The 22,114-nt window shown below is 38.3% G+C and carries 21 protein-coding genes, 1 tRNA gene and 2 pseudogenes; 21 read left to right on the top strand and 3 right to left on the bottom strand.

Translation table 11 applies throughout. The features are described 5' to 3' along the window. Positions 1 to 111: 111 nt before the first annotated feature. Positions 112 to 678 (bottom strand): dihydroxyacetone kinase transcriptional activator DhaS, encoded by a 567-nt coding sequence (gene dhaS, locus B5D29_RS02395; RefSeq protein ID WP_078767984.1) that lies wholly within the window; start codon positions 676 to 678, stop codon positions 112 to 114. A gap of 94 nt (positions 679 to 772) precedes the next feature. Continuing rightward, positions 773 to 1,234 (bottom strand): metallophosphoesterase family protein, encoded by a 462-nt coding sequence (locus B5D29_RS02400; protein WP_078767985.1) that lies wholly within the window; start codon positions 1,232 to 1,234, stop codon positions 773 to 775. A 64-nt stretch (positions 1,235 to 1,298) separates the two neighbouring features. Between B5D29_RS02400 and B5D29_RS02405 the strand changes: the two genes are divergently transcribed. The 11 genes and pseudogenes from B5D29_RS02405 to B5D29_RS02455 all read left to right on the top strand — a co-directional run bounded on the left by B5D29_RS02405 (position 1,299) and on the right by B5D29_RS02455 (position 9,530). Continuing rightward, positions 1,299 to 1,490, top strand: coding sequence for a hypothetical protein (locus tag B5D29_RS02405; RefSeq protein WP_078767986.1), 192 nt, complete (start codon positions 1,299 to 1,301; stop codon positions 1,488 to 1,490). An 8-nt stretch (positions 1,491 to 1,498) separates the two neighbouring features. After that, a complete protein-coding gene (locus tag B5D29_RS02410; protein ID WP_078767987.1) occupies positions 1,499 to 1,849 on the top strand; it encodes a hypothetical protein in 351 nt (116 codons plus the stop codon). Beyond that, complete coding sequence (locus B5D29_RS02415) at positions 1,850 to 2,143, top strand: hypothetical protein (protein WP_078767988.1); 294 nt, start codon at positions 1,850 to 1,852, stop codon at positions 2,141 to 2,143. A 65-nt stretch (positions 2,144 to 2,208) separates the two neighbouring features. Then, entirely contained in the window at positions 2,209 to 3,222 is a 1,014-nt protein-coding gene (gene lgt, locus B5D29_RS02420; protein WP_078767989.1) for a prolipoprotein diacylglyceryl transferase, read from the top strand. Then, positions 3,219 to 4,070 (top strand): bifunctional methylenetetrahydrofolate dehydrogenase/methenyltetrahydrofolate cyclohydrolase FolD, encoded by an 852-nt coding sequence (gene folD, locus B5D29_RS02425; RefSeq protein ID WP_078767990.1) that lies wholly within the window; start codon positions 3,219 to 3,221, stop codon positions 4,068 to 4,070. Before lgt ends, folD begins: the two co-directional genes overlap by 4 nt. Before the next feature lies 1 nt (position 4,071). Then, positions 4,072 to 4,545, top strand: a complete 474-nt coding sequence (locus B5D29_RS02430) for a CinA family protein (protein WP_078767991.1) — start codon at positions 4,072 to 4,074, stop codon at positions 4,543 to 4,545. 73 nt (positions 4,546 to 4,618) lie between these two features. Beyond that, positions 4,619 to 4,694 (top strand) — tRNA-Thr (locus tag B5D29_RS02435). A gap of 187 nt (positions 4,695 to 4,881) precedes the next feature. Next, a pseudogene (locus B5D29_RS08770) lies at positions 4,882 to 5,094 on the top strand (transposase); the annotation flags it as partial. Further along, complete coding sequence (locus B5D29_RS08890) at positions 5,084 to 5,179, top strand: helix-turn-helix domain-containing protein (protein WP_078767993.1); 96 nt, start codon at positions 5,084 to 5,086, stop codon at positions 5,177 to 5,179. The pseudogene B5D29_RS08770 and the gene B5D29_RS08890, both read left to right, overlap by 11 nt. A 234-nt stretch (positions 5,180 to 5,413) precedes the next feature. After that, positions 5,414 to 8,989 (top strand): hypothetical protein, encoded by a 3,576-nt coding sequence (locus tag B5D29_RS02450; protein ID WP_078767994.1) that lies wholly within the window; start codon positions 5,414 to 5,416, stop codon positions 8,987 to 8,989. A 112-nt stretch (positions 8,990 to 9,101) separates the two neighbouring features. Continuing rightward, positions 9,102 to 9,530 (top strand): hypothetical protein, encoded by a 429-nt coding sequence (locus tag B5D29_RS02455; RefSeq protein ID WP_143406715.1) that lies wholly within the window; start codon positions 9,102 to 9,104, stop codon positions 9,528 to 9,530. A gap of 123 nt (positions 9,531 to 9,653) precedes the next feature. On the opposite strand, the gene B5D29_RS02460 is transcribed toward B5D29_RS02455, so the two are convergent. Further along, on the bottom strand, positions 9,654 to 10,382 hold the full coding sequence (locus B5D29_RS02460) for an AraC family transcriptional regulator (protein WP_078767996.1): 729 nt from the start codon (positions 10,380 to 10,382) through the stop codon (positions 9,654 to 9,656). Between the two features lie 130 nt (positions 10,383 to 10,512). Here B5D29_RS02460 and B5D29_RS02465 point away from each other — a divergent pair, with 130 nt between their 5' ends. From B5D29_RS02465 to B5D29_RS02515, 10 genes and pseudogenes are all read left to right on the top strand, one after another. Beyond that, a complete protein-coding gene (locus tag B5D29_RS02465; protein WP_078767997.1) occupies positions 10,513 to 11,502 on the top strand; it encodes a phosphotransferase family protein in 990 nt (329 codons plus the stop codon). Between the two features lie 313 nt (positions 11,503 to 11,815). Beyond that, positions 11,816 to 12,415 (top strand): annotated as a pseudogene (locus B5D29_RS02475) (alpha/beta hydrolase fold domain-containing protein); the annotation flags it as partial. Between the two features lie 62 nt (positions 12,416 to 12,477). Next, positions 12,478 to 13,521 carry an endolytic transglycosylase MltG gene (gene mltG, locus B5D29_RS02480; protein WP_078768000.1) on the top strand — a complete coding sequence of 348 codons (1,044 nt, stop codon included), beginning with the start codon at positions 12,478 to 12,480 and terminating at the stop codon, positions 13,519 to 13,521. 127 nt (positions 13,522 to 13,648) lie between these two features. After that, complete coding sequence (locus tag B5D29_RS02485) at positions 13,649 to 16,333, top strand: leucine-rich repeat domain-containing protein (RefSeq protein ID WP_078768001.1); 2,685 nt, start codon at positions 13,649 to 13,651, stop codon at positions 16,331 to 16,333. Positions 16,334 to 16,921: 588 nt separating this feature from the next. Further along, positions 16,922 to 17,635, top strand: coding sequence for a UMP kinase (pyrH, locus tag B5D29_RS02490; RefSeq protein ID WP_078768002.1), 714 nt, complete (start codon positions 16,922 to 16,924; stop codon positions 17,633 to 17,635). Between the two features lie 30 nt (positions 17,636 to 17,665). Next, positions 17,666 to 18,220, top strand: a complete 555-nt coding sequence (frr, locus tag B5D29_RS02495; RefSeq protein WP_078768003.1) for a ribosome recycling factor — start codon at positions 17,666 to 17,668, stop codon at positions 18,218 to 18,220. Between the two features lie 71 nt (positions 18,221 to 18,291). After that, positions 18,292 to 19,020 carry a polyprenyl diphosphate synthase gene (uppS, locus tag B5D29_RS02500; protein WP_078768004.1) on the top strand — a complete coding sequence of 243 codons (729 nt, stop codon included), beginning with the start codon at positions 18,292 to 18,294 and terminating at the stop codon, positions 19,018 to 19,020. A gap of 4 nt (positions 19,021 to 19,024) precedes the next feature. Continuing rightward, entirely contained in the window at positions 19,025 to 19,903 is an 879-nt protein-coding gene (locus B5D29_RS02505) for a phosphatidate cytidylyltransferase (protein WP_078768005.1), read from the top strand. Between the two features lie 22 nt (positions 19,904 to 19,925). Continuing rightward, on the top strand, positions 19,926 to 21,074 hold the full coding sequence (locus B5D29_RS02510) for a 1-deoxy-D-xylulose-5-phosphate reductoisomerase (RefSeq protein WP_078768006.1): 1,149 nt from the start codon (positions 19,926 to 19,928) through the stop codon (positions 21,072 to 21,074). Then, a complete protein-coding gene (locus B5D29_RS02515) occupies positions 21,074 to 22,105 on the top strand; it encodes a M50 family metallopeptidase (RefSeq protein ID WP_078768007.1) in 1,032 nt (343 codons plus the stop codon). The genes B5D29_RS02510 and B5D29_RS02515 overlap by 1 nt, the downstream gene beginning before the upstream one ends. Positions 22,106 to 22,114 lie beyond the last annotated feature (9 nt).

Below are 22,114 nucleotides of genomic sequence, written 5' to 3' on the forward strand. Positions count from 1 at the left end.
TTTCGCTAATATAATAGCATTTTGTAAAGCAAATTACATTACAAAGATAATAAAATAAAAAGCCGTCAAATAATGATTTTCTTTCATTACCTGACGGCTTTACATTTGTAGTTATTTCTTTGAAACGATAATTCTGATTTGTTCGACAAACGACTTAACCTTGTTTGCCTTTTCTTGCGGAGTTTCTTTCATACCTTTATCAACCCAGCTGATGATTACTCCGCCTAATCCAAATCCAAAGAATTCTGCAATGGCTGATTGGTCATCACTGATTGGACTGAGATAATTTTTCTTGATGACTTCCTTAATGATTTTTTCAAACTGATTTATTGCGACTTTTGAAAGATATGAATAGACATCACCCATATTTATTTTTACCGCATTTTGATAGAACTTTTTGTCGTTGTACATTGTGTTGAACAGTGTCAAAAAGTTTTCTTCCATTGTTTCGTATGAAAAGTTCTCAACAAGTTTGCTGATGATTTCGTTGTATAGCAACCAGTCAAGAAGCTCATATCTGTCTTGGAAGTGATAGTAAAATGTTTGTCTGTGCATTTCACACTTGTTTGAAATGTCTGAAACAGTGATTTTTTCAAACGGTGTGGTTTGCATTAATTCTTTCAACGCAGCCGCAATCTTACGCTTGGTAATTTCACTGCATGATAATTGGTCTTTCATACCGTAAACCTCTTGTACAAATATTTTAGTATGTATATTATATCACATTTTCAATTTTATACAAGTGTATATTTAAAAATTAACATTTGTATAATTAAATTTTTGCATTATACATCAAAATTCCGCTTGGCTCAATGTCAACAATTCCGTAATTTCCGTCACGGGCAGAGCCGGGGTTCATATAATGTATAGAGTCGATTGTTTCGACATATGGAATATGAGTGTGACCGAATAAAACTATGTCAGCACTGATTGATTTTGCCTCACTGCAAAGCATTTGATATCCATATTTCACATTGTATGGATGACCGTGAGTGAAAAGTATTTTTTTGCCGCCAAATTCAATTACCTTGCTTGCAGGGAGGTCGGACATAAAATCACAGTTTCCGCTCACCCTGTCAATTTTTATATCGGGATGAAGTTGCAACGCTGTGTCAAGGTCCTTGTTGCCGTCACCTAAAAACAAAAATAAATCCGCATTGTCCTTGTGTCGTTCAATAATGTCAAGAAGTGCCGACACCATCATATGACTGTCTGACATAACTACTATTCTCATTCATATCCCACCTTAATTAATCATATCTTTAAGTAGATTATACTATGAAAGGGCGAGTGTTTCAATGAAAAATATTGATGTTGACGAATTGAAAAAAGCTGTTCAAAGCGGAAATGTTGACGGCTATATGAGCAAAAATCTGCCTCCCGATGCACAGCGAAAAATAAAACAGGTTTTGTCAGATAAAAATGCCACCGAAAAAATCCTAAACACACCCGAAGCAAAAGCACTTATGCAGAAATTTATGAAAAAATAGGTATAGAAATGGACAACATAAATGATATTATTTCCTCTCTCTCCGAAAATGATATAGAAATGCTCAAAGGTGTTGCCTCGTCAATTTTAGGCGACGGCAATGCCGATGAACAAAAATCAGCAAAAAGTGATAAAAATTCTGTTCTTGCAAACGGCTTAAATCTTTCGCAAAGCGATCTCAATATGATGCTTAAGGCAAAAACGATTTTTGACAAAATGAACAACACTTCATCAAAAGATGCGGATTTGATTATTGCGCTGAAACCGCATTTGTCGGAGGAATCTCAACTAAAAGCCGATAAAGCAATCCGTATTTTGAAATTGTTTGATATTCTTCCCTACATAAAGGAATTGTTTTAAATGAACGAATTTAATTCAAATGATATAAATGACGCAAAGCGCCGTGTTGAAGAAATGCGAAAAAAAGCAAATAATTATGTTGATTCAAAGCCTTGCAGCGATAACCAAGATAAGACGGAAAAAGAAAACAAAAATGAGTCGCCGCTTTCTTTTTTGGGGGATATAACAGGTTCTCTTTTTTCTTCATCGCTCAAGGACAGCTCAGCCGGATTGGTTCTTGCATTGATTTTAATTTTGTCAAAAGAGGGCGCTGACAACAAATTAATTTTGGCACTTTTATATATTTTGTTGTGATACTATGGAATTTTTATAAAATATGTGTTATATTATATCAGTAATAAATCTTTAGGAGGATAAAGATGTCTAATATAACACATGTATATTTTGACGGCTTGGGAATTGATTTTGACTTGCCGTCCGTTGCCTTTTCAGTGTTTGGATACGACATTCATTGGTATGGCATAATCATTGCTTTCGGCTTTTCACTTGCGGTTTTGTACGGAGGTCGTAAGGCGTACAAATGGAAAATGAGTCTTGACGGAATGACCGATGTTCTCATTTGGGGCACATTGCTTGGCATTGTTTGCGCAAGACTGTATTATGTTGCGTTTGAGTGGGAATATTATTCTCAACATCTCAATGAAATTCCTGCAATATGGAATGGCGGTATTGCAATTTATGGCGGTATCATTGGCGCTCTCATCGGTGCGGCAATTGGTTGTAAAATTGGCAAAATTGATTTTCTCAATCTTCTTGATTTAGGTTCTCTCGGTTTGTTGATTGGACAAGGTATTGGCAGATGGGGCAACTTCTTCAATCAGGAAGCGTTTGGCACTAACACCGACACGGCGCTGTTTAGAATGTGGTCGCCTAAAATTCACGACACTTTGGAAAATTCGGCGGCACTCCTTGCACAAAAGGGTATAACAGTTGATCCAAACACAGCGGTGCACCCAACTTTTTTGTACGAAAGCGTATGGTGTCTTTTGAGCTTCGTTGTGCTTCATATTGTTGTAACTTATTTCAGAAAATTCAAGGGCGAAATCTTCATGCTCTATGGTATACTTTATGGCGCAGAGCGTATGATTGTTGAGGGAATGAGAACGGATTCGCTGTATATCGGGTCAACAACCATCCGTGTTTCACAGCTTTTGTCGGCAATTATCGTGGTTGTTGCTCTTGTATTTTTCATTTATTTTATGACAAAATACAAGAAGGGCAAATTGCCAAAAGCACTTCAACTTGATGACTTGGATGCTTTAGAAGAAGCAAATAAAAAAGCAAAGGCAGAGCAAAAGGCTGAACTTGAAGAGAAGAAAAGACAAAAGGCTCTCAAAAAGCAGGAAAAGAAAGATAAGAGGAATAAAAAATGAATATTATTGACGGAAAAGCAGTGTCAAAAAAAGTAAAAGAGGATGTTAAGGCAGAGTGCGAACAACTCAAAGCAAAGGGAATTATACCGGGTCTTGCAGTAATTATTGTTGGAGACGACCCTGCTTCACAGGTTTATGTTCACAACAAAGAGGTTGCGTGCGAGGCTTGCGGATTTTACAGCGTAAAATATGCACTTCCGGCAGAAACCACACAGGACGAGCTTAATGCACTTGTTGACAAACTCAATAAGGATGACAAAATCAATGGTATTCTTTGTCAGCTTCCGTTGCCGTCACATCTTGATGATAAGGAGGTTATCAATCGTATTGACCCGCTCAAGGATGTTGATGCGTTCCACCCTGTAAATGTCGGTGCAATTATGATTGGTGATTACAATTATTTGCCTTGCACTCCTGCCGGTGTTATGGAACTTATCCATTCAACAGGGATTGATGTTTCGGGCAAAAAGGCTGTTGTAATCGGTCGTTCAAATATTGTCGGCAAGCCTATGGCAATGCTTCTTCTTCACGAAAATGCAACTGTCGAAATCACTCATTCAAGAACTCAAAATTTGGCAGATATTACCAAGGAAGCCGATATTCTTGTTGCTGCAATCGGCAAGGCAAAATTTGTCAAGGCTGATATGGTCAAGGACGGCGCAGTTGTGATTGATGTCGGTATGAACAGAGATGGAAACGGCAAACTCTGCGGTGATGTGGATTTTGAGGATGTAAAGGATAAGTGTAGCTTCATCACTCCTGTTCCTGGCGGTGTCGGTCCGATGACTATCGCTATGCTTATGAAAAACACATTGACAGCGGCAAAAATCCAAAACGGTATTGAGTAATATGACTATTGAAGAACAGGTTGTAAACAAATTAATTGACAGAGGCTTCCACATTTCCTTTGCCGAATCATGCACAGGAGGCCTTTGTTGCGGCACGCTCGTAAATGTGTCAAATGCTTCAAAGGTGCTTGATATGTCGTTTGTGACCTATGCAAACGAAGCAAAGGTTGAACTTATAAATGTAAACCCCGAGACTATCAAAAGCTACGGTGTAGTCAGCGAACAGGTTGCAGGGGAGATGTGCAAAGGTGTTGCCGAAAAAGCTCATAGCGAGGTCGGAGTAGGAATCACAGGAGTTGCCGGTCCAACGGGAGGCACCGCCAAAAAACCGGTCGGTATGGTTTGTTTTGGCTTTTATGTCCTGGGAAATGTGACAACTCGCACAATGCAGTTTGGCAATATCGGCAGAAACGAAGTTAGGGCAAAATCGGTTGATTTTGTTTTCAACACTTTGGCGGAATTGCTTGAAAAATAATTTTGAGTGTGCTATAATACACCCGTTCCAAAAAATAAAAACAAAAGGCACATCCACCAGATGTGCCCGATATGCTGATATGGCTCAGTTGGTAGAGCAGCTCATTCGTAATGAGCAGGCCGTCGGTTCGAGTCCGACTATCAGCTCCAAAAAAGGACTAATGGAATTTTTTCATTAGTCCTCAGACTGCTGATAAAGTTCAATTCGAGAGGATTGGGCTTTGTTTTTTTCTTTACAAAAGGTGAGGAAAATGGTATAATATAAGCAGAAAAGGGTGATGAAAATATTAAAGGAATCAAACGGAAATCAGTTAAAATATGAGTTTGTAACGATAGAAATTTAGTACCTGAAAATCATTTACTGAGGAAAATAGATAAGGTAATAGATTTCAGCTTTATCAATGAAATATGCAAGCCGTATTACTGTTTGAATAATGGGCGACCTGCAATAGAGACGGAAACCCTTTTCAAAATGCTTTTCATCGGATACCTATACGGAATACGAAGCGAAAGAAGATTAGTTGAAGAAGTAAAAGTCAATGTATCTTGGCTTTTGCTCGGAGAGCTATTTTATATCTTGCTTCAAAAAAGAATTCGGTAAAACTCCAAAACAATTTAGAAATCAAATATTATAGTAAAAAAGAGCGCTTCTAACTTTAAAAGAAATGGCTGTTTTTCTTTATATCAGCTTCATTAATACTTAAAATTAGACAAAAAAATCGGTAAAAATTGGTTTCTTTTCTGTCAAAATTCACATTGAATTATATAAATAATTATGATATATTTTTTTTAAATTTATTAATAGTTTTGTTATATTAATAATTAGTTTTATTTTATATATAAATGCTTTAAAGAAAGGTGTAATGAAAGTGAACATAACAAAAAGAATTTTATCTTTAATACTGTCATTTGCATTGGTTTTTTCAACATTTGGGTTGATGGAGGTAAATGCAGCTACTGACGATACAAAATATTCTGTTAAGCATATCAAAAACGGCGGATTTGAAGAAAATGTAGAAAACTATAAGTTTAAGGATAATTACACACAGCCTAATAAAACTACTGTACCATATTGGGATACCACAGCCTACGAGGGCAAGTTTGAGTTTTTTAAGGGCACAAGTGCTCATTTTACTGTAACGAAGAAAAAGTATCCGAGTAATGCAGAATATCTTAAAGTTGCAGATGGCGATGTTGCCGCAGAGCTTAATGCCGATGAGGAAAGCTCAATTTATCAAAGAATTAATACCGTTTCCGGCTCTACATACACTTGGGGACTTGACCACAGAGGCAGAGACAGAACCGATCGTATGGTGCTTATTATAGGACCTGAACAATCTGTTGACCCGTCAAAGCCATCAAAAAAAGGTCAGGACCAGTTTGTAAGAATTACTAATTGGCTAAAAACTCAGTATGGAGTTGACTATCCTGAAATCGGTTGCTCAAAGAAATATACTGTTTTTTCAAAGCCATTCGCAGCATCGGGAAAATTTGTTGACGAGTCTGCAGACGAGGATGCTAATATTTCCTTGGTAGAAACCGAGGAAATAAATCAGGAATGGAGCGTATGGGTTATCTCATCTCCATATTGTAACACAAGTGCCGAAAAAACAGTAAACGGCTGGTCAAAATACGGAACAAATGCAACAGACGACTTTAATGACATTATGAAGGGTGCGAGCTCTTCTCTCGGATATGACTGCACCTATACCGTTCCAAAGGGACAAACAAACACTTTATTTGCTTTTTGCTCATATTCATCAGGAAGAGAAACTTCTGACGATATAACATACGGAAATCTTTTAGACTCAATTAATTTTGACCTTTATCAGCCTATGTCAACATCAAGCACGGCAGGCGGTATCGGTAGTATAGTCGTAAAGGATCCCGATCTGTCAGATGTAACTATAAAAAATGATATTACAAGCGGTGACGCCCTACATTCAGTTGTTCTTGATGGACAGTATTGTACGGTTTACACCTCCGTTTATAATGATGAAGTGCTTAAGGATTGCACATTTGCAGGTGCTTATGTAACAATAAATAATCCTGACGGTACATCTGTTACACAATTCGTTGAGCTTTATAAAGGCGACTTAACAGGTCTTACCGATGATGATATAAATGAGCTTGCAAAGAAATATTTTATAGAAAAACCCGTAAGTGATCCGTCCGGAGGAAGTACACAGTGGCAGTATTTTTACAGATTTCTTGTTACTGCTCCCGTATCTATCAGCTTGATTTATACGAAGGCTCCGTACGTACTATATGATTCTAACGGAGGTCAGGAATATTATTTCTCTCCTGATAATGTTGACGGTGGTAACTTGGTAGGATTTGACAATTACTTCCAAAAGGTGTTCGATAAGGAGGTTGACGGCGTACCGACATATATTGATACATCTGCATATTATTACAATTATTCTACCACAGTTGATGAATTAGGTAATGAAATCACAATACCGGGAAAATATATTTCTCACGCCGCGTTGCCTAACGAGAATTGGGAAACAGAGGCAGACGGCACAAGTCCGCACAAATTCTGTGGCTGGAGTGTTATGGGCGGAGACGGAAAGCAGGTTATTCTTGACGGAGTTCATACCATTAAATATAATCCAAATGTCGGGGACGGAGGTATGATTTCAATTTCCGACTCCGAGAGTGTAATTGATGATTTGCTTTTAGACGCATCTCACGGTGTGACAATGACTGCTCTTTGGAAGTTCGTTCACAGAGCACAGGCTCAGACCTATAACGAGGATACGCAGGTATTTGAGAATTCTGCTGTCGGCGGAGTGGTTGAGGAAACCTTAATTGCCGATCAATTAAGAGACAGCGATGTTAAGGAATACTATCAGGACGTCAACGGCGAGAGCAGAGTTGAATGTGTTGATGCTGCCGGAAATGCCGGTGACAAAATTATGTTTAGAGCATATCCTGATTATAATAATCAGTATATGTTCTTAGGTTGGTATTACAAAGAAAAGCAGGAGAACGGAACATATAAAGAGGTCTTGAAAAGCACATCAAGCTCAATAGCAGTTACTATTGAGGAGGGAAAGCTAAATACCTATTATGCCCGTTTTCAAAAGATAACTGCACCTGTTGTTTTTAATTACTCTCCAACAGGCAATCCTGATGATTACAGCTATTATGAGTCATCAGCCGAAAACCGTTACGGAAAGTATTATCAAGAGGTTGCAGTAGGAAGAAAGGCAGTCAAGCCGACAGGCGACACAATGTCTGTTACTACATGGTACACCTCTCCGACCGAGAGAGGCGCCGAGTATGTCTTTGATTTTGATAATGACAGAATTTATGATGTAACGGAGCTTTATGCAGGACCTGCCTTTGCGTTTAATTATTTCAATAACTTTAGGTTCAAGGAACCGTGGAAAATTTATACTTATTCAACGTTGAAGTTTAACGGTAATTATATAGACTTAAAGGATAATACCGATATCAGCGATTATAATATCTATATTCTAAAGGGTACCTTGGGCGAAAGCGCTCCGACAGCTGCAAGCATAAAATCAAACAGTAAAACAATAAAGGTCGGGAAATCAGTAAATAGCTCAAACGCACTGTACAATAAAATAACTGCAACCGGTCAGGTGTTCAATAGAGTTGGCACAGTCTATGACGATTTCTATATATTTAATATGAAAACACCTATTTGGGTTGTTTTTGACTATACATATAAGGGCATAAAATACACCAGCACAGTCAAAGACAGAAGCCTATATAATTGTATAGAAACATATATGAGCAATGCAGGTAATTTATACACAACATATCCGCCAGATACTCAGGTAGCGCTTCGCAGTGCCCAGAATGAATTGTTGAACAGCATAAAGAATATGTATGCTGCCACTTCGTCATTAGGCATTACCGAGTCAACTAAGTATGCACAAGCGAGTGCTGTTGAGGGATTGACCTATAATTCTGTAAATGACGGTGTATATCAGTTTTCGACAACAACAGCCATAAGAAATATTGAGCCATGGGGACTTAAATATACATTTACGGTTGACAATAATGCTGTAACGGATTTTGTTGATTACGGCGCAGTTGTATTAACCGATAAGGACTCGGCTGTTGACGAAAGCAATGTCAGCGTTGACGATTTGCTCAATAACGAGAATTCACTAATGTACTCATATTCAAAAAATAATGTATATCTCAGCGATGAAAATGCTGTTGAAATATATTATGTCGAAAATATGATAGCGCTTGATTTTGATAAAAATACTTATGTCGCATTTTATGTAAAGGACAGTGACGGAAACGTTTATTTTTCAAATGTAGTTTCTAACAGCTATAACTCAATAGCCTCTGCCGATACATCTGAAAATGCCAATTTAAGCCAATCGATTTCAAATTATTCTAATGCTTTGATATCTTATAATTCCTTAATTGAGGAAGCAGAAAATAATAACGAATAATTTATATTTGCGAAAGGAGGATGAAATATGAAAAAAGAATATAAATCACCGGAAATTGATATTGAGACCTTCGATATTTCATCTGCTATTATTACAACAAGCGGTTTTTCTTTTGAAGAGGATGATAACACATATTAAAAAGTCAATCATCATTATCTCGACAATAATAGTATTATTCGGTGCCGTTTTGTTAGGCTGCAAAAATGATAATAACAACGGCAGTACCTCGAATAACACTACCTCACATATACCTGTCTCCGAAGAGAATACAGCTGAAGGCTATGGGCTTGAGGAGGACGAGGACGATAATAGCTATGAGTCAGACTATAATTCATCAAAAAATAATTCCGGTGATAATAAAAATAATTTAAAAAGCAGTGATTTATACAATACCGAAAACACAGATAAGGCTTTAGATACAACAAAAAAGCCACAAACTACCATATCCTACAGCTCTAATCAAAATACAACTGAAAAAAGCAATTTGCCTCCAAAGGCAAGTGAGCAATACGGCGAATGGGGAACACCTGTGAAAAATTAATGCAATAAAGCAATTACTCCTTTTCAAAATATAAATATTGGTACAGCTATATAACAAAGCAGTCATTTCTAACGATAAAAGAAATGGCTGTTTTTTGTTGGTTTGCTTCAAATTTTAATATTGTTATAATTGATTTCGGAATTTTTTGGGAGTTTTGCCAAATTCTTTTTTGAAGCATGATATAAAATAACTTTCGGAACAAAAGCCTAAATAATATGCAATGTCGGATATTGTATAATTACCTTTGAGCATTTCTTTTGAGGCTTGAAGTCGTTGGCTTCTTATGTATTTTGAAAGATTTACTCCCAAATTCTTTTTGAACAGAAAAGAAAGATAATCGTCGGATAATCCGCATTCGCTTGCAAGTGTTGAAATGTCTAATTTTTCGTGCAAATTAGTGTTGATGTAGTGCAGGCACTTTCTTATTGGCTGTGGATACACGCTGTTTTCTCTGCTTTCTGCAACCATATCAGTAAGTTTTATGCTGCTTTGAATTATAAAACTTACAATTTCATCTGTTTTTGTAAATTTGTCAATAGTCATAATACAGTTGTCGGAATAATTGTAAGCAGTCGTTTCGTCCAACCCGCCTTCAATAGCTGCTCTTGTCATCAAAGTAAATACCGCAACTGCCCAATATTGCATTTGTCTTATGTCGTCAGCAGACATCTTGCCAATGTTTATGCCGTTTTTTTCTATATCGTTTATTAAATTTTTGACATCTGTGCGACTGCCTTTTTTCACAGCGGATAAGAATTCAATTTCGGTCTTATACGGACTATGTGTTATTCCGTTTTCACGTTCTTCAAAAATATGGCTTTCGTCCAATATGTTGATTTTATATTTGCTCATTTTAATCACCGATTATACATTATCATACAATTTTTAAATATTCAAGGAATTATTATATAAATATCGGAATATTTATATTAAAGTGCTGTGACGGACGATAACATAGAGTTATACACGAGGAGGTGTTCGTATGATCAGCAGGACAAAACCTGATGTTTCGGCAGAGCAAATTCAAATAATGTTTGATAATGCTTGCTTGGGCAAAGTGAAAAGCTACAGTAAGTTGGGTGACGGTGAATATAATGCTGTTTTTGATGTTGTTACCGATATGGGAAAATATGTGTTGAAAGTTTCTCCGCTTGATAAAACAGGAATACTCACATATGAACAGGATATGATGAGAGGTGAAGTGTTTTGGTACGCACAAGTCAGAACACATACCGATGTTAAAGTTCCGTATGTTTATTACAAAGATTTTTCGCACACTGCTTTTCCGTCGGATTATTTTATAATGGAAAGAATGGACGGCGAACAGTTAAATAACGCCAAGTTGTCAGCAGAAGAACAGCGTTGGTGTAACGAAGAAATAGCGAGAATAACGGCAAAATTCCATAAGGTGTCAAATGATAAATTCGGCTATTTGCAAAATGGATTATATGATAATTGGTATCTTGCGTTGAAAAGTATGATAGAAAATTTAATTAAAGATATAGAAAGAACAGGCAGGCATACAAAGCGAGGTAAGAAGTTGTTGTTTTACGTAGAAAAATATAAGGATATATTAAAAAATGTTCCTGCGTCTATGGTGAATTTCGATTTATGGTACGGTAATATTTTATGCGTGAAAAACGAAGACAGCTTAAAGTTAATTATTATTGACCCCGAAAGAACTTTTTGGGGTGATTGTATCTTTGACTTTGCAAATTTAGAATTCGATAAAATGTTAGATAAAAAAGAAACGACTTTATCTGCCTATAATAAAATTGCAAAAAGCACGGTGAACTGTTCAAAAGAAGAAATGATTCGCTTTGCATTTGGCATTGGATATTTGGCTTTAGTGCAGGAAGCAGAAAAGTATTATAGATACACACCGCATCATTTTGGTTGGTGGAGAAATGTTTTTTCTTGCTTGTTTTTGTATAAAAATTCTTTCAAAATTTTGAACCGAGGACTAAAATGAAACAATCGTTAACATCAAAGATTGTAACAAGTGTTTTGTGCTTTGTTTGTCATTCAAAATATGAAAAAAGTGCAACACGCTCCAACACTCTTGCAAATAAAACGAATAATAAAAAATCATATTTTCATCCGATTGGGTTCAAAACAGAAAGGATAAAATGCGGAGAATGTTATCTTGAAAAAATATCACCGAATAAAAATGTGTCAAAAAAGCGATTTTTCATATTCACGGCGGTAGTTTTAAGGTGAAACTTACGGATTTTTATCGTAGATAATCCGTTTATTACAGTAGGTTATTCAATAATGCAACCGTCTATAATGTTGATTACAGAGTGTATCCCGATGTTAGATTTCCGATACCGCTTGATGATGTTTATAATTGTTATTTGAGCGTTATTAAAAATGAAAATGCAAATAATATTGTTGTAATAGGTGATAGTTGTGGCGCAAATATGGCAGTGTCGCTTTGTATGAAGTTACGGGATAATGCAAAGCCTTTGCCAGGTGCTGTTATTCTCTTTTCATTTTGGGGTGATATGTCAAACTCGGGTTCGTCATATAAAGAAAATTGCCATCGTGATCCGTTTTACGGTATTCCAAAAAGAATTTCGTATGAAGATGCGAAAGATAAGATTCATAGGATAACGCTTTATGCACAGGGCGAAGATTTATACAATCCTTATTTGTCACCTTGCTTTGGAAGTTTTGCCGATTTTCCAAAAACGATATTGGTTTGCGGTTCTGCCGATTTAGGACAAAGCGACAGCTTTACAGCATATGAAAAACTTAAATCCGAGGGCGTAGAAACTTATCTTTTGGATTACGAAAATATGTTCCATGATTTTCAAATGTTAAAATTTTTGCCCGAATCAAGAAATGTGTTCAAACGAATAAAAGATATAATTCAGCCTTGACAAATCTACTGCTTGGATTGTATGATGTAACAGTAGAATAAATAATCATTCGGAGGATAAAAATGGCAAAGCGAAAAAAATCCGCACTCCCGGCAATACTTGCAATTGCTCTTATTTTAATAATTTTGGCTACGGCTGTATTTTATTTTTACACCAAAATTACCGATGATATAAACGGCAAAAATCAAAGCAACGACACCTACACTCTTGTTATTCAAAAGTCAGATTTTGAGTATGAGGTTGGTCAAAAATTGGCAAACAACAAGATGGTTTGTTCCGATATTGTGTGGACAAATTGGATGAGCAATCATTATCCGGATTTTGAATATATCAACGGCGAGTATAATATGACAGCTTCAATGAGTTATGAGGAAATTGCCGAAAAATTGCAAAATCCCGATATTTCTCACAAGGCTGTTAAGGTTTGTATTCCGGAGGGAACAAACGCTATGCAGATTGCCGACATTCTTGAAAAGAACGGAATTTGCAAGGCTTCCGACTTCCTTGAAGTGTGCAAATCAACAGAGGGATTTGATTATGATTTCCTTAAAACCGTTCCCGATTCCGACCTGATTGCATACAAATTGGAGGGCTTTTTATTCCCCGCAACCTACGATTTTGCTATGAATAGCGAGCCGAGGGACATTGCCGAGCAAATGCTTGATGCGTTTGATTATCGCATAACCGATGATATGGAAAAGTTCTGCACGGAAAACGATATGTCCATGTTTGAACTCATCACTCTTGTATCTGTTGTGCAGGAGGAAGCACTCGGTCAAAACTCCGCAAAGAACATTGCGTCTGTCTTTATGAACAGACTCAAAAAAGGTTCAAAACTCCAATCAGATGTAACATATTTCTATGCCCGTGACTTGCGTGATGACTACGGATTTTCGCAAAAAGTATACGATGCGTATTATACCTATCGTTGCCCGGGACTCCCGGCAGGACCTATTTCAAACAGCGGTTCGGACATTGTTGATGCGGTTGTTAATTATCCGCAAACCGATTACCTTTATTTCTTCTCCGATTTGCAAAAAGAATTTCATTTTGCCAAGGACTACAACGAATTTGTTCAACTCCAAAAGAAATATCCTTGGAAATAACACTATATATTTTTGGCTATCTGCACAAAGCGGATAGCCTTTTTTTGTTGAATATTGTCCCTACAAAGAATTGAAATTTTGTGATAAAATAAATATGTATAAGTTTGTATAAAGATTGGTGATTTATATGAGAAAAAACGGAAAGAGGATATTTTCGCTGATACTTTCGGTAGTACTTTGTCTTACAACTTTTCTTTCGGTAATGCCCGTTGGCGCAAAAACCGAAAAAGAACCCGGTTCAAGATTGACTCATTCATTTGATAAATCAACAGGAGTTCTTACTATTTCAGGCACAGGCGAAATGTTTGATTTTGGCGATGGCTCTATTACAAGTAAGCAACCGCCTTGGCTGGATTATAAGCCTGATATAAAAAAAGTTGTTATTGAAAACGGCGTAACATCTGTCGGAAAATATGCTTTTTATAATTGTGAAAATCTTACTTCTGTTTCGTTGCCTGAATCAGTCACAACTATTAATGGCGGTGGTGTAACAGGCGGTGCTGCCGGAACAAACGGCTTATCATTTGGTGCGTTTCGTGATTGTAAAAAACTTACGGAAATCAATTTCCCAAGCAAATTGCAAAGCATCGGTATTGCTGCATTCCGTGGCTGTACTTCGCTTAAAAAGGTTGTTCTGCCGGACAGCGTTACCTCATTGGGGGCAGGTGCTTTTGTCGGATGTGAGGGATTAACCGAAGTTACTATCGGCGCCGGATTGACGGAACTTTCGATAGAGTGTTTTTATAATTGCACAAAACTTGCAAAAGTTGATTGGGGTCCAAGTTTAAAGAAGGTCAGCGAATGGTCTTTCTTCAATACCTATTTCAAAGAAATCTCTTTCCCGGAACAAATAACAGAAATCGGAGCTCGTGCTTTTGCAAACTGTTATTTCTTGACCAACGCATATTTCTACAACAGAAATTGTAAAATTTCAGAAGTTCTTAGTTTAGGTGTTACGGGAACTGTGGGCAATCCTTTTGATAATGCGGGAATCAAGGGCAATCAAAAGTTCACCGTTCATGGCTATCCTGGCTCAACTGCCGAAACTTTTGCCAATGAAAAGAAGTACGAGTTTGCTTCTCTTGACACTTGCAAACACGAGCATACACACATCAATGTTAAAAAGCCTGCAACTTGCACGGAAGCAGGATTGCAGGATGTGTATTGCGATGATTGCAATACTGTTATCAACCCTGATGTTGCAATTCCTGCAACGGGTCATGATTTTGAGATAATTTCAACAAGTGATGACACTGCTGTTGACGGTCATATTCGTCAGTATGAAAAGTGCAGAACCTGTAATTATGAGGATGTAAAACTCACTCATGTTGAGGCAGAGGACAGTGGAACAATCAAAAAATATATTTGGGTGGATGGAAAGTACACCTACACCAATACCGCAACCTGCACTGTTCCCGGTGTGGAAACTTATACTTGTACGGTTGACGGATGTGGCGTTGTTCAAAGAAATGCTGTTAAAAAAGCCGGTCACAAAGTTGAAAATTGGACTGTTACAAAAGAGCCAAACTGCGTAGAAGAGGGCTCAAGAACAGGACATTGCTCTGTTTGTGACAAGGATGTAACCGAAGCTATTGCAAAAACCGGTCACACATTAGATACACAAAATCCTGTAAAGGTTGAGGATAAAACCGAAACAGACGGTCATATTTATTCAACATATGCTTGCTCTGTTTGCGGTGAGCAGGTCGTTCAAACAAATCATACTGCTTGGGTTGAGGGTCAATATACACCTAATGTTTTGGCAAAACCAACTTGCACAACAGACGGTTACAGGCGTGACAAATGCGATATTTGTGGCGAAACAAGAACAATTACACTTCCTTCAAACGGCGGACACACTTGGGAAGTGACCGAACAGGTTGAACCAACTTGCACAACAAAGGGTCAAACTAACTATAAGTGTTCAGTGTGCGATGCTACAAAGAAAGATTCCGAAGTGCCTGCATTAGGTCATAGTTATGTCGTCCAAAAAGAATTAACTGTTAATCCGACATGTACCGAAGCCGGTTCGCAAACTTTCAAATGCTCTCGTTGCTCGGCATCAAAAACCGATGTTCTTCCTGCAACAGGACATTCGCCTGATATTATGAATAATGAGATTATCAAGAATGCGGATTGCGAAAATGCAGGAGCCGGACACACAACTTGCTTTGTTTGCGGTGTGGAATATGATTATGTAATAGAGCCTCTCGGTCATAAATTTGAAAATATCGAAGCACCAATTGCCGATAAGCCGGGTCATGTGCTTTCAACTCCGACTTGTACTCGTTGCGGTCAAAAACAAACTGCTTCAGTTGTTCATAAAGAATGGGTAAAAGGCTATTATAATCATCGTGTTATTTCGGAAGCTACCTGCCTTGTGGGCGAAATTTTTGTTGATACTTGCACAATTTGTAACCAAACAACAGGCAACACTCAAGGTGCTCCGTTAGGTCACGAATTTCAACTTGTTCGTTTGTATGAAGAACCTACTGAATTGGCGGTTAACGACAAATTAAAGGTTGAGCCTTTCAGTGCGATTTATTCCTGCAAGCACTGCCGTATGATGGAAGCGAAGAACGGAAAAGCGTTGTTCGAAATGTGGGATAGGGGATACTATAATACTGCTCCGTCTGAAAGAACAGCGGTTGATTATTCAACCTATCTTGATGTAAACAACGATGGAATCATCAATGCAAAAGACTATGCAATTATGTATTTCTTAAGCAAAGACTATGAGCAATACAAAGCTGAACAGGCTCAAAATCCTGAACAAACAGACCAAAACGCAGGTGATTCAACAAATAATTAAATTCAAAAGGAGCTGTTTTCACAGCTCCTTTTAGCGTGTCGAAAAAGTGCTTTCGACACGCTGTAGGCTGTTGAGAAAGGTTCTGAATTTCGTTTTCTTGCAAAGGAAGATGTACCTCGTCAAAACATATTCCGTATAGAACAAAACATAGTTTTGTAAGTATACTACATATGTTTTTCCTCTTTCCAAAAAATCCACGGATTTTTTGGAAGCCTTTTTCTTTCGACTGAGCAAAAAACGAAAAACACCAAAAGTGCCGCAAATTCGATGTTTGCGGCACTTTTACAATCCCTTCGTCAACACTTCGTGTTGCCACCGTCTCACCTGCCGGTTCGGTCGGTGCTTCTGCATTAAAATGCAGAGGTCTCCACAGGAGACCCACACTCTTTACACAAGGGAGGCAATAAGCGGTTAGTTTATTTTATTGGTGTGCTTCAGGAGCTTTATCGACAGTCTAAAAGAAGCTGTTTTTACGGCTTCTTTTTGTTGTTACAGATTTGTAATTATAAAATTTTATTTATATCTCTTTACTTTAAGAGTAATTTATATTATTATATATAAGAAAATATACAACGGAGGATTTTTTATATGGGTATAGCATATAAAAGAATTTTGTTAAAGCTCAGCGGTGAGGTTCTTGCAGGCGCCGCAGGAAAGGGTATTGATAACGATACCGTATTGAGCATTTGCAAGGCAGTAAAAAAAGTGGCAGACGAGGGAGTTGAGGTTGGCATTGTTGTCGGCGGAGGCAACTTCTGGAGAGGCAGAACAAGCGAACATATGGATCGTGCAAGAGCAGACCATATCGGAATGCTTGCAACTGCTATGAATTCACTTGCACTTTGTGATGCACTTGAACAACTCGGTGCTGATGTAAGAGTTCAAACAGCAATTGAGATGCGTCAAATCGCAGAGCCATATATTCGCAACAAGGCTATTCGTCACTTCGAAAAAGGCAGAATCGTGATTTTTGGTTGTGGCACAGGCTCACCGTTTTTCTCAACAGACACAGCCGCAGCACTTCGCAGTGTCGAAATCAACGCTGATGCTTTGCTCAAGGCAACAAATGTTGACGGTGTTTACGATAAAGACCCTAACAAGTTTGATGATGCGGTTAAGTTTGACAATATAACATTCCAAGAGGTAATCACTCGTGACCTTAAGGTTATGGATTCAACTGCATTTTCACTTTGCAAGGACAACGATATGCCAATTATCGTTTTCAATCTTAACGACCCTGACAATATTATGCGTGTTGTATCCGGTGAAAAAATCGGCACAACAGTCAGCAACAATCAATAATTATTATTCACATAAGAGAGGTATTTAACTATGGATACAATTTTTGCAAAAACAACAGAGAGAATGGAAAAATGTCTTGACTCTCTTGACAGAGATTTTTCAACAATCAGAGCAGGCAGAGCCAATCCAAATGTTCTCAATAATGTTATGGTAGATTACTATGGCACTCCGACAAAGGTTGACCAAATGGCAGCTGTTTCCGTTCCTGAACCAAGAATGCTTGTAATTCAACCATGGGACGCTTCAATGCTTAAAGAAATCGAAAAGGCAATCAATGTTGCTGAAATCGGCATCAATCCTCAAAATGACGGCAAGGTTATCCGTCTTACTTTCCCTCAGCTCACAGAGGAACACAGAAAGACTCTTGTAAAGGATGTATCAAAGCGTGGCGAGGAAGCAAAGGTTGCTATCCGTAATGTTCGCCGTGATTCAATGGACGATGTAAAGAAACTCAAGAAAGCAAACGAAATCACCGAGGATGAGCAAAAAGACGGTGAAAAGAAACTTCAGGATCTTACAGATAAGTACATCAAAAATGTTGAAGAAATGACAAAGAAGAAAGAGGAAGAAATCCTTTCTATCTAATTTTGAATTATCATTATGTGTGGGCGATGCGTTTGCTTCGCCCTATAACACTTTTTTAAGGAGACAAAAATATGGCTCTTTTTTCAAAAAAAGAAAACAGTACCACTCTTGAAAGACCGCATTTTGATGTTCTTCCCGAGCATGTCGGCATCATTATGGACGGCAACGGCAGATGGGCAAAAAAGCGTGGACTTCCTCGCACGGCAGGTCATAAAGAAGGTGCCGAAACATTCCGCACAATATCAAAGGAATGTGGCAGACTTGGTATAAAATCAGCCACTTTTTATGCTTTTTCAACAGAAAATTGGAAAAGACCTAAAGAAGAAGTAGACGCAATTATGTGCCTGTTCAAGCAGTATCTTCTTGAGGCAAAAGACGATATAACCGCTGCCGAAAATAACAGACTTCGCTTTATCGGTGTCAGAGAGGGCGTTTCTGATGAACTGCTTACTCTTATGGACGAGGCTGAAGAAGAAACAAAGAATAATACAGGCTGCGAGATTATTCTTGCCGTTAATTACGGCGGCAGAGAAGAAATTGTCAGTGCGGTTAATAAACTTATTGCAGAAGGTAAAACAAAAATTACCGAGGATGATATAAGTAATAATGTCTACACTGCACCTGATTGTGATTTGATTATTCGCCCGTCAGGTGAACAAAGACTTTCAAACTTCTTGCTTTGGCAGGCTGCATACAGCGAGTTTTGGTACAGTGATGTTTTGTGGCCTGATTTCACTGTGAACGATTTGTATAAGGCACTTACCGATTTCCAAAACAGAAATCGCAGATTCGGAGGTTAACAAAATGAAGCAAAGACTTATTACAGCAGGCGTGCTATTGGCACTTCTTGCAGTTGTTGTTTGGCAAATATATACACCGCTGTTCATTATTGTAATTGCATTTTTGTCAGCAGTTGCATCCAATGAAATTATGAAATGTGCAAAGGTTTCAAACAAATTTATTGTTATTTTTGGCACGGCAGTCGGTGCAATCATCCCGTTTACATCAAGCGACAGCATTATGTCTCCTTGGATAAGCGAGGAAAAGTGGGGCAGTTTTATTTCAACAGTCCCGTCTCTTGCGTTCATCTTTTTGATTATTATTGCGTTTTTCCTTGCAATGATTTTTGATTATGAACACACAAAGTTTGAGGATGTTGCAATCAGCATTGTTGCTTCAATTGCCGTTCCGTACGGTTTTTCGATGTTTGCTATGCTTCGTGATATGTATGGCTACAGAGCACAGCTTGGTGTTTATCTCATTTTCTACGGTCTTATTGCCGCTCTTGGAACAGATACAGGCGCACAGCTCGGCGGTATGGCATTCGGCAAGCACAAAATGGCACCTCACATCTCTCCAAAAAAGACAAAAGAGGGTGCTCTTTGCGGAATTTGCACATCGTTTGTGCTCAACATCTTTGCAATGCTTTTGTTCAATAAACTTGCTTATTCTCCGCTCAACAAAAATTTGGTTACAACACTTCTTATTGCAGAGCCGTTTGTTGCATTTTTGAGCATGATGGGCGACCTCTCGGCGTCTGTGCTTAAGCGTAACTTTGATGTTAAGGACTTTGGCAAAATCTTCCCGGGTCACGGCGGTGTAATGGATAGATTTGACTCGTCACTTTTCTCAATTCCGCTTACATATTGTGTGGTTGAGATTTTCAACAATGCCGTAAGATAAACAAATTTAGCAGGTAATTGATATGACAAAAAATATTTCACTTTTGGGTTCAACCGGTTCAATCGGTACTCAGTCACTTGATGTTGCAAGACTTCAAGGATATAACATAAAATGCCTAACAGCCAACTCTCGTGTTGATGTTATCGAACAGCAAATCAGAGAGTTTAAGCCTGAACTTGTTTGTATGATGAACGAGGACTCGGCAAAGGAACTTAAATCAAAAATCGCAGACACCGACACAAAGGTTGTTTGCGGTATGGACGGTCTTATTGAATGTGCAACATATGACGGTGCGGATACCGTGCTTAATTCCGTTGTCGGTATGGTTGGACTTCAACCGACTTTGGAGGCTATCAAGGCAAAGAAAACCATTGCTCTTGCAAATAAAGAAACACTTGTTGCCGGCGGTCATTTGGTGACAAATCTTGCAAAGAAAAACGGTGTTTCAATCCTTCCTGTTGACAGCGAGCATTCAGCGATTTTTCAGGCTATGCAAGGCTCACCGAACAAGGAGGCAATAAAAAAGATTATACTCACGGCATCGGGCGGACCGTTTTTCGGCAAGACTTTAAGCGAACTTGAAAATGTCACTCCTGCCGATGCACTCAAACACCCTAATTGGGATATGGGCGCAAAAATCACCATCGACAGTGCTACAATGATGAACAAAGGTCTTGAATTTATCGAGGCAAAGTGGCTGTTTGATATGCCAAATGACGATATAGAAATCGTTGTGCACAGAGAGTCGGTTGTTCACTCGGCTATTGTTTATCGTGACAATTCGATGATTGCACAACTCGGCGTGCCTGATATGCGTATTCCTATTCAGTACGCACTCACATATCCCGAAAGAGTGGAAAGTCCTGTTGGCGAACTTTCACTTGCGGATTATGGCAAACTCACATTCTTTGAGCCTGATTATGACACTTTCAAGTGCATCAATGTTTGCAAGGACGCAATCGAAAAGGGCGGACTTCATCCTGCTGCAGCAAACGGTGCAAACGAGGAAAGCGTAAAACTCTTCCTTGCAGGCAAAATTAAATTTACGGATATTGCATATCTTAATAATGAGGCTATGCTCCGAGCAGACAGCAAATCTGATTTTACTCTTGATGATGTGCTTGAAGCTGACCGTAAAGCAAGAGATTATGTATTGGAGTGCGTTGATTAATGTCACACATTTGGCAAACCGTTTATCCTATATTGATAGCAATTCTTTTCTTTGAACTCATCATTTTGGTGCACGAGGGAGGACATTTCTTTGCTGCCAAGATGATGAAAGTTAAGGTTAATGAGTTTTCAATCGGTATGGGTCCAAAACTTTTTCAATTTCAAAAAGGCGACACCAAGTTTACTCTCCGCCTTATTCTCTTTGGTGGCTATTGTGCCATGGAGGGCGAGGACAGCGAGAGTGATGACAAAAATTCTTTTGCCAACAAAAAGGTGATTCAGCGAGTGTTTGTTGTGGTTGCCGGTGCTGTAATGAATTTAATTTTAGGTGTGCTTATCATTTTAGGTATGGTGTGTTCGCAGGAACTTGTGGGCACTCCTGTTGTTGCCGATTTTGACAAAGACGCTGTGTCGAATGCTTATTTGGAGCAGAATGACAGAATTTTAGCCATTGACGGTATGCGTGTTTACACAACAACCGACATCACAACAGGTTTTTCAAGAAGTGCTGACGGTGAGGTTGAGTTTTTGATTAAGCGTGACGGCAAAACAAAGACCGTTAATGCAAAATTCAACACACAAAAGATTGACGGTAAAAACTATATTGATATGGATTTTTACCTTTATGGTGTTGAAAAAACAGTGCCAAATGTTTTGAGGGAAACAGGCAGACAGTTTATGTCATTTTGCAGAATGATTTTTCTCTCCCTTCATGATTTGATTACAGGAAAATACGGTTTGTCGGATATGAGCGGACCTGTCGGCACTGTGTCTGTTGTGTCGGGTGCAGTAAAAATGAGCCTGACTTCAACATTTAGGATTATGGCTTTTCTCACAATAAATATCGGACTTTTCAATCTGTTTCCGTTCCCGGCGCTTGACGGATGGAAATTATTTATCCTTCTTTATGAGGGAATATTCAAGAAAAAGCTTCCACAAAAATTTGAGTGGATGATAAACGCAGTCGGTCTTGCTGTTTTGCTTGGATTGATGTGCTTGGTTACATTTTCGGATATAACAAAATTGTTTTAGATATTAGGG

The organism is Eubacterium coprostanoligenes, from assembly GCF_900167205.1.
GTDB lineage: Bacteria > Bacillota > Clostridia > Oscillospirales > Acutalibacteraceae > Eubacterium_R > Eubacterium_R coprostanoligenes.

Bases quoted from the DNA above. Each gene is read 5' to 3' on its own strand.
- B5D29_RS02410 (WP_078767987.1), top strand. From the start codon at position 1,499: ATGGACAACATAAATGATATTATTTCCTCTCTCTCCGAAAATGATATA.
- B5D29_RS02485 (WP_078768001.1), top strand. From the start codon at position 13,649: ATGAGAAAAAACGGAAAGAGGATATTTTCGCTGATACTTTCGGTAGTA.
- B5D29_RS02460 (WP_078767996.1), bottom strand. From the start codon at position 10,382: ATGAGCAAATATAAAATCAACATATTGGACGAAAGCCATATTTTTGAA.
- frr (WP_078768003.1), top strand. From the start codon at position 17,666: ATGGATACAATTTTTGCAAAAACAACAGAGAGAATGGAAAAATGTCTT.
- B5D29_RS08890 (WP_078767993.1), top strand. From the start codon at position 5,084: ATGTATCTTGGCTTTTGCTCGGAGAGCTATTTTATATCTTGCTTCAAA.
- uppS (WP_078768004.1), top strand. From the start codon at position 18,292: ATGGCTCTTTTTTCAAAAAAAGAAAACAGTACCACTCTTGAAAGACCG.
- B5D29_RS02400 (WP_078767985.1), bottom strand. From the start codon at position 1,234: ATGAGAATAGTAGTTATGTCAGACAGTCATATGATGGTGTCGGCACTT.
- B5D29_RS02505 (WP_078768005.1), top strand. From the start codon at position 19,025: ATGAAGCAAAGACTTATTACAGCAGGCGTGCTATTGGCACTTCTTGCA.
- pyrH (WP_078768002.1), top strand. From the start codon at position 16,922: ATGGGTATAGCATATAAAAGAATTTTGTTAAAGCTCAGCGGTGAGGTT.
- mltG (WP_078768000.1), top strand. From the start codon at position 12,478: ATGGCAAAGCGAAAAAAATCCGCACTCCCGGCAATACTTGCAATTGCT.
- dhaS (WP_078767984.1), bottom strand. From the start codon at position 678: ATGAAAGACCAATTATCATGCAGTGAAATTACCAAGCGTAAGATTGCG.
- B5D29_RS02465 (WP_078767997.1), top strand. From the start codon at position 10,513: ATGATCAGCAGGACAAAACCTGATGTTTCGGCAGAGCAAATTCAAATA.
- B5D29_RS02510 (WP_078768006.1), top strand. From the start codon at position 19,926: ATGACAAAAAATATTTCACTTTTGGGTTCAACCGGTTCAATCGGTACT.
- B5D29_RS02515 (WP_078768007.1), top strand. From the start codon at position 21,074: ATGTCACACATTTGGCAAACCGTTTATCCTATATTGATAGCAATTCTT.
- B5D29_RS02405 (WP_078767986.1), top strand. From the start codon at position 1,299: ATGAAAAATATTGATGTTGACGAATTGAAAAAAGCTGTTCAAAGCGGA.
- B5D29_RS02430 (WP_078767991.1), top strand. From the start codon at position 4,072: ATGACTATTGAAGAACAGGTTGTAAACAAATTAATTGACAGAGGCTTC.
- lgt (WP_078767989.1), top strand. From the start codon at position 2,209: ATGTCTAATATAACACATGTATATTTTGACGGCTTGGGAATTGATTTT.
- B5D29_RS02415 (WP_078767988.1), top strand. From the start codon at position 1,850: ATGAACGAATTTAATTCAAATGATATAAATGACGCAAAGCGCCGTGTT.
- folD (WP_078767990.1), top strand. From the start codon at position 3,219: ATGAATATTATTGACGGAAAAGCAGTGTCAAAAAAAGTAAAAGAGGAT.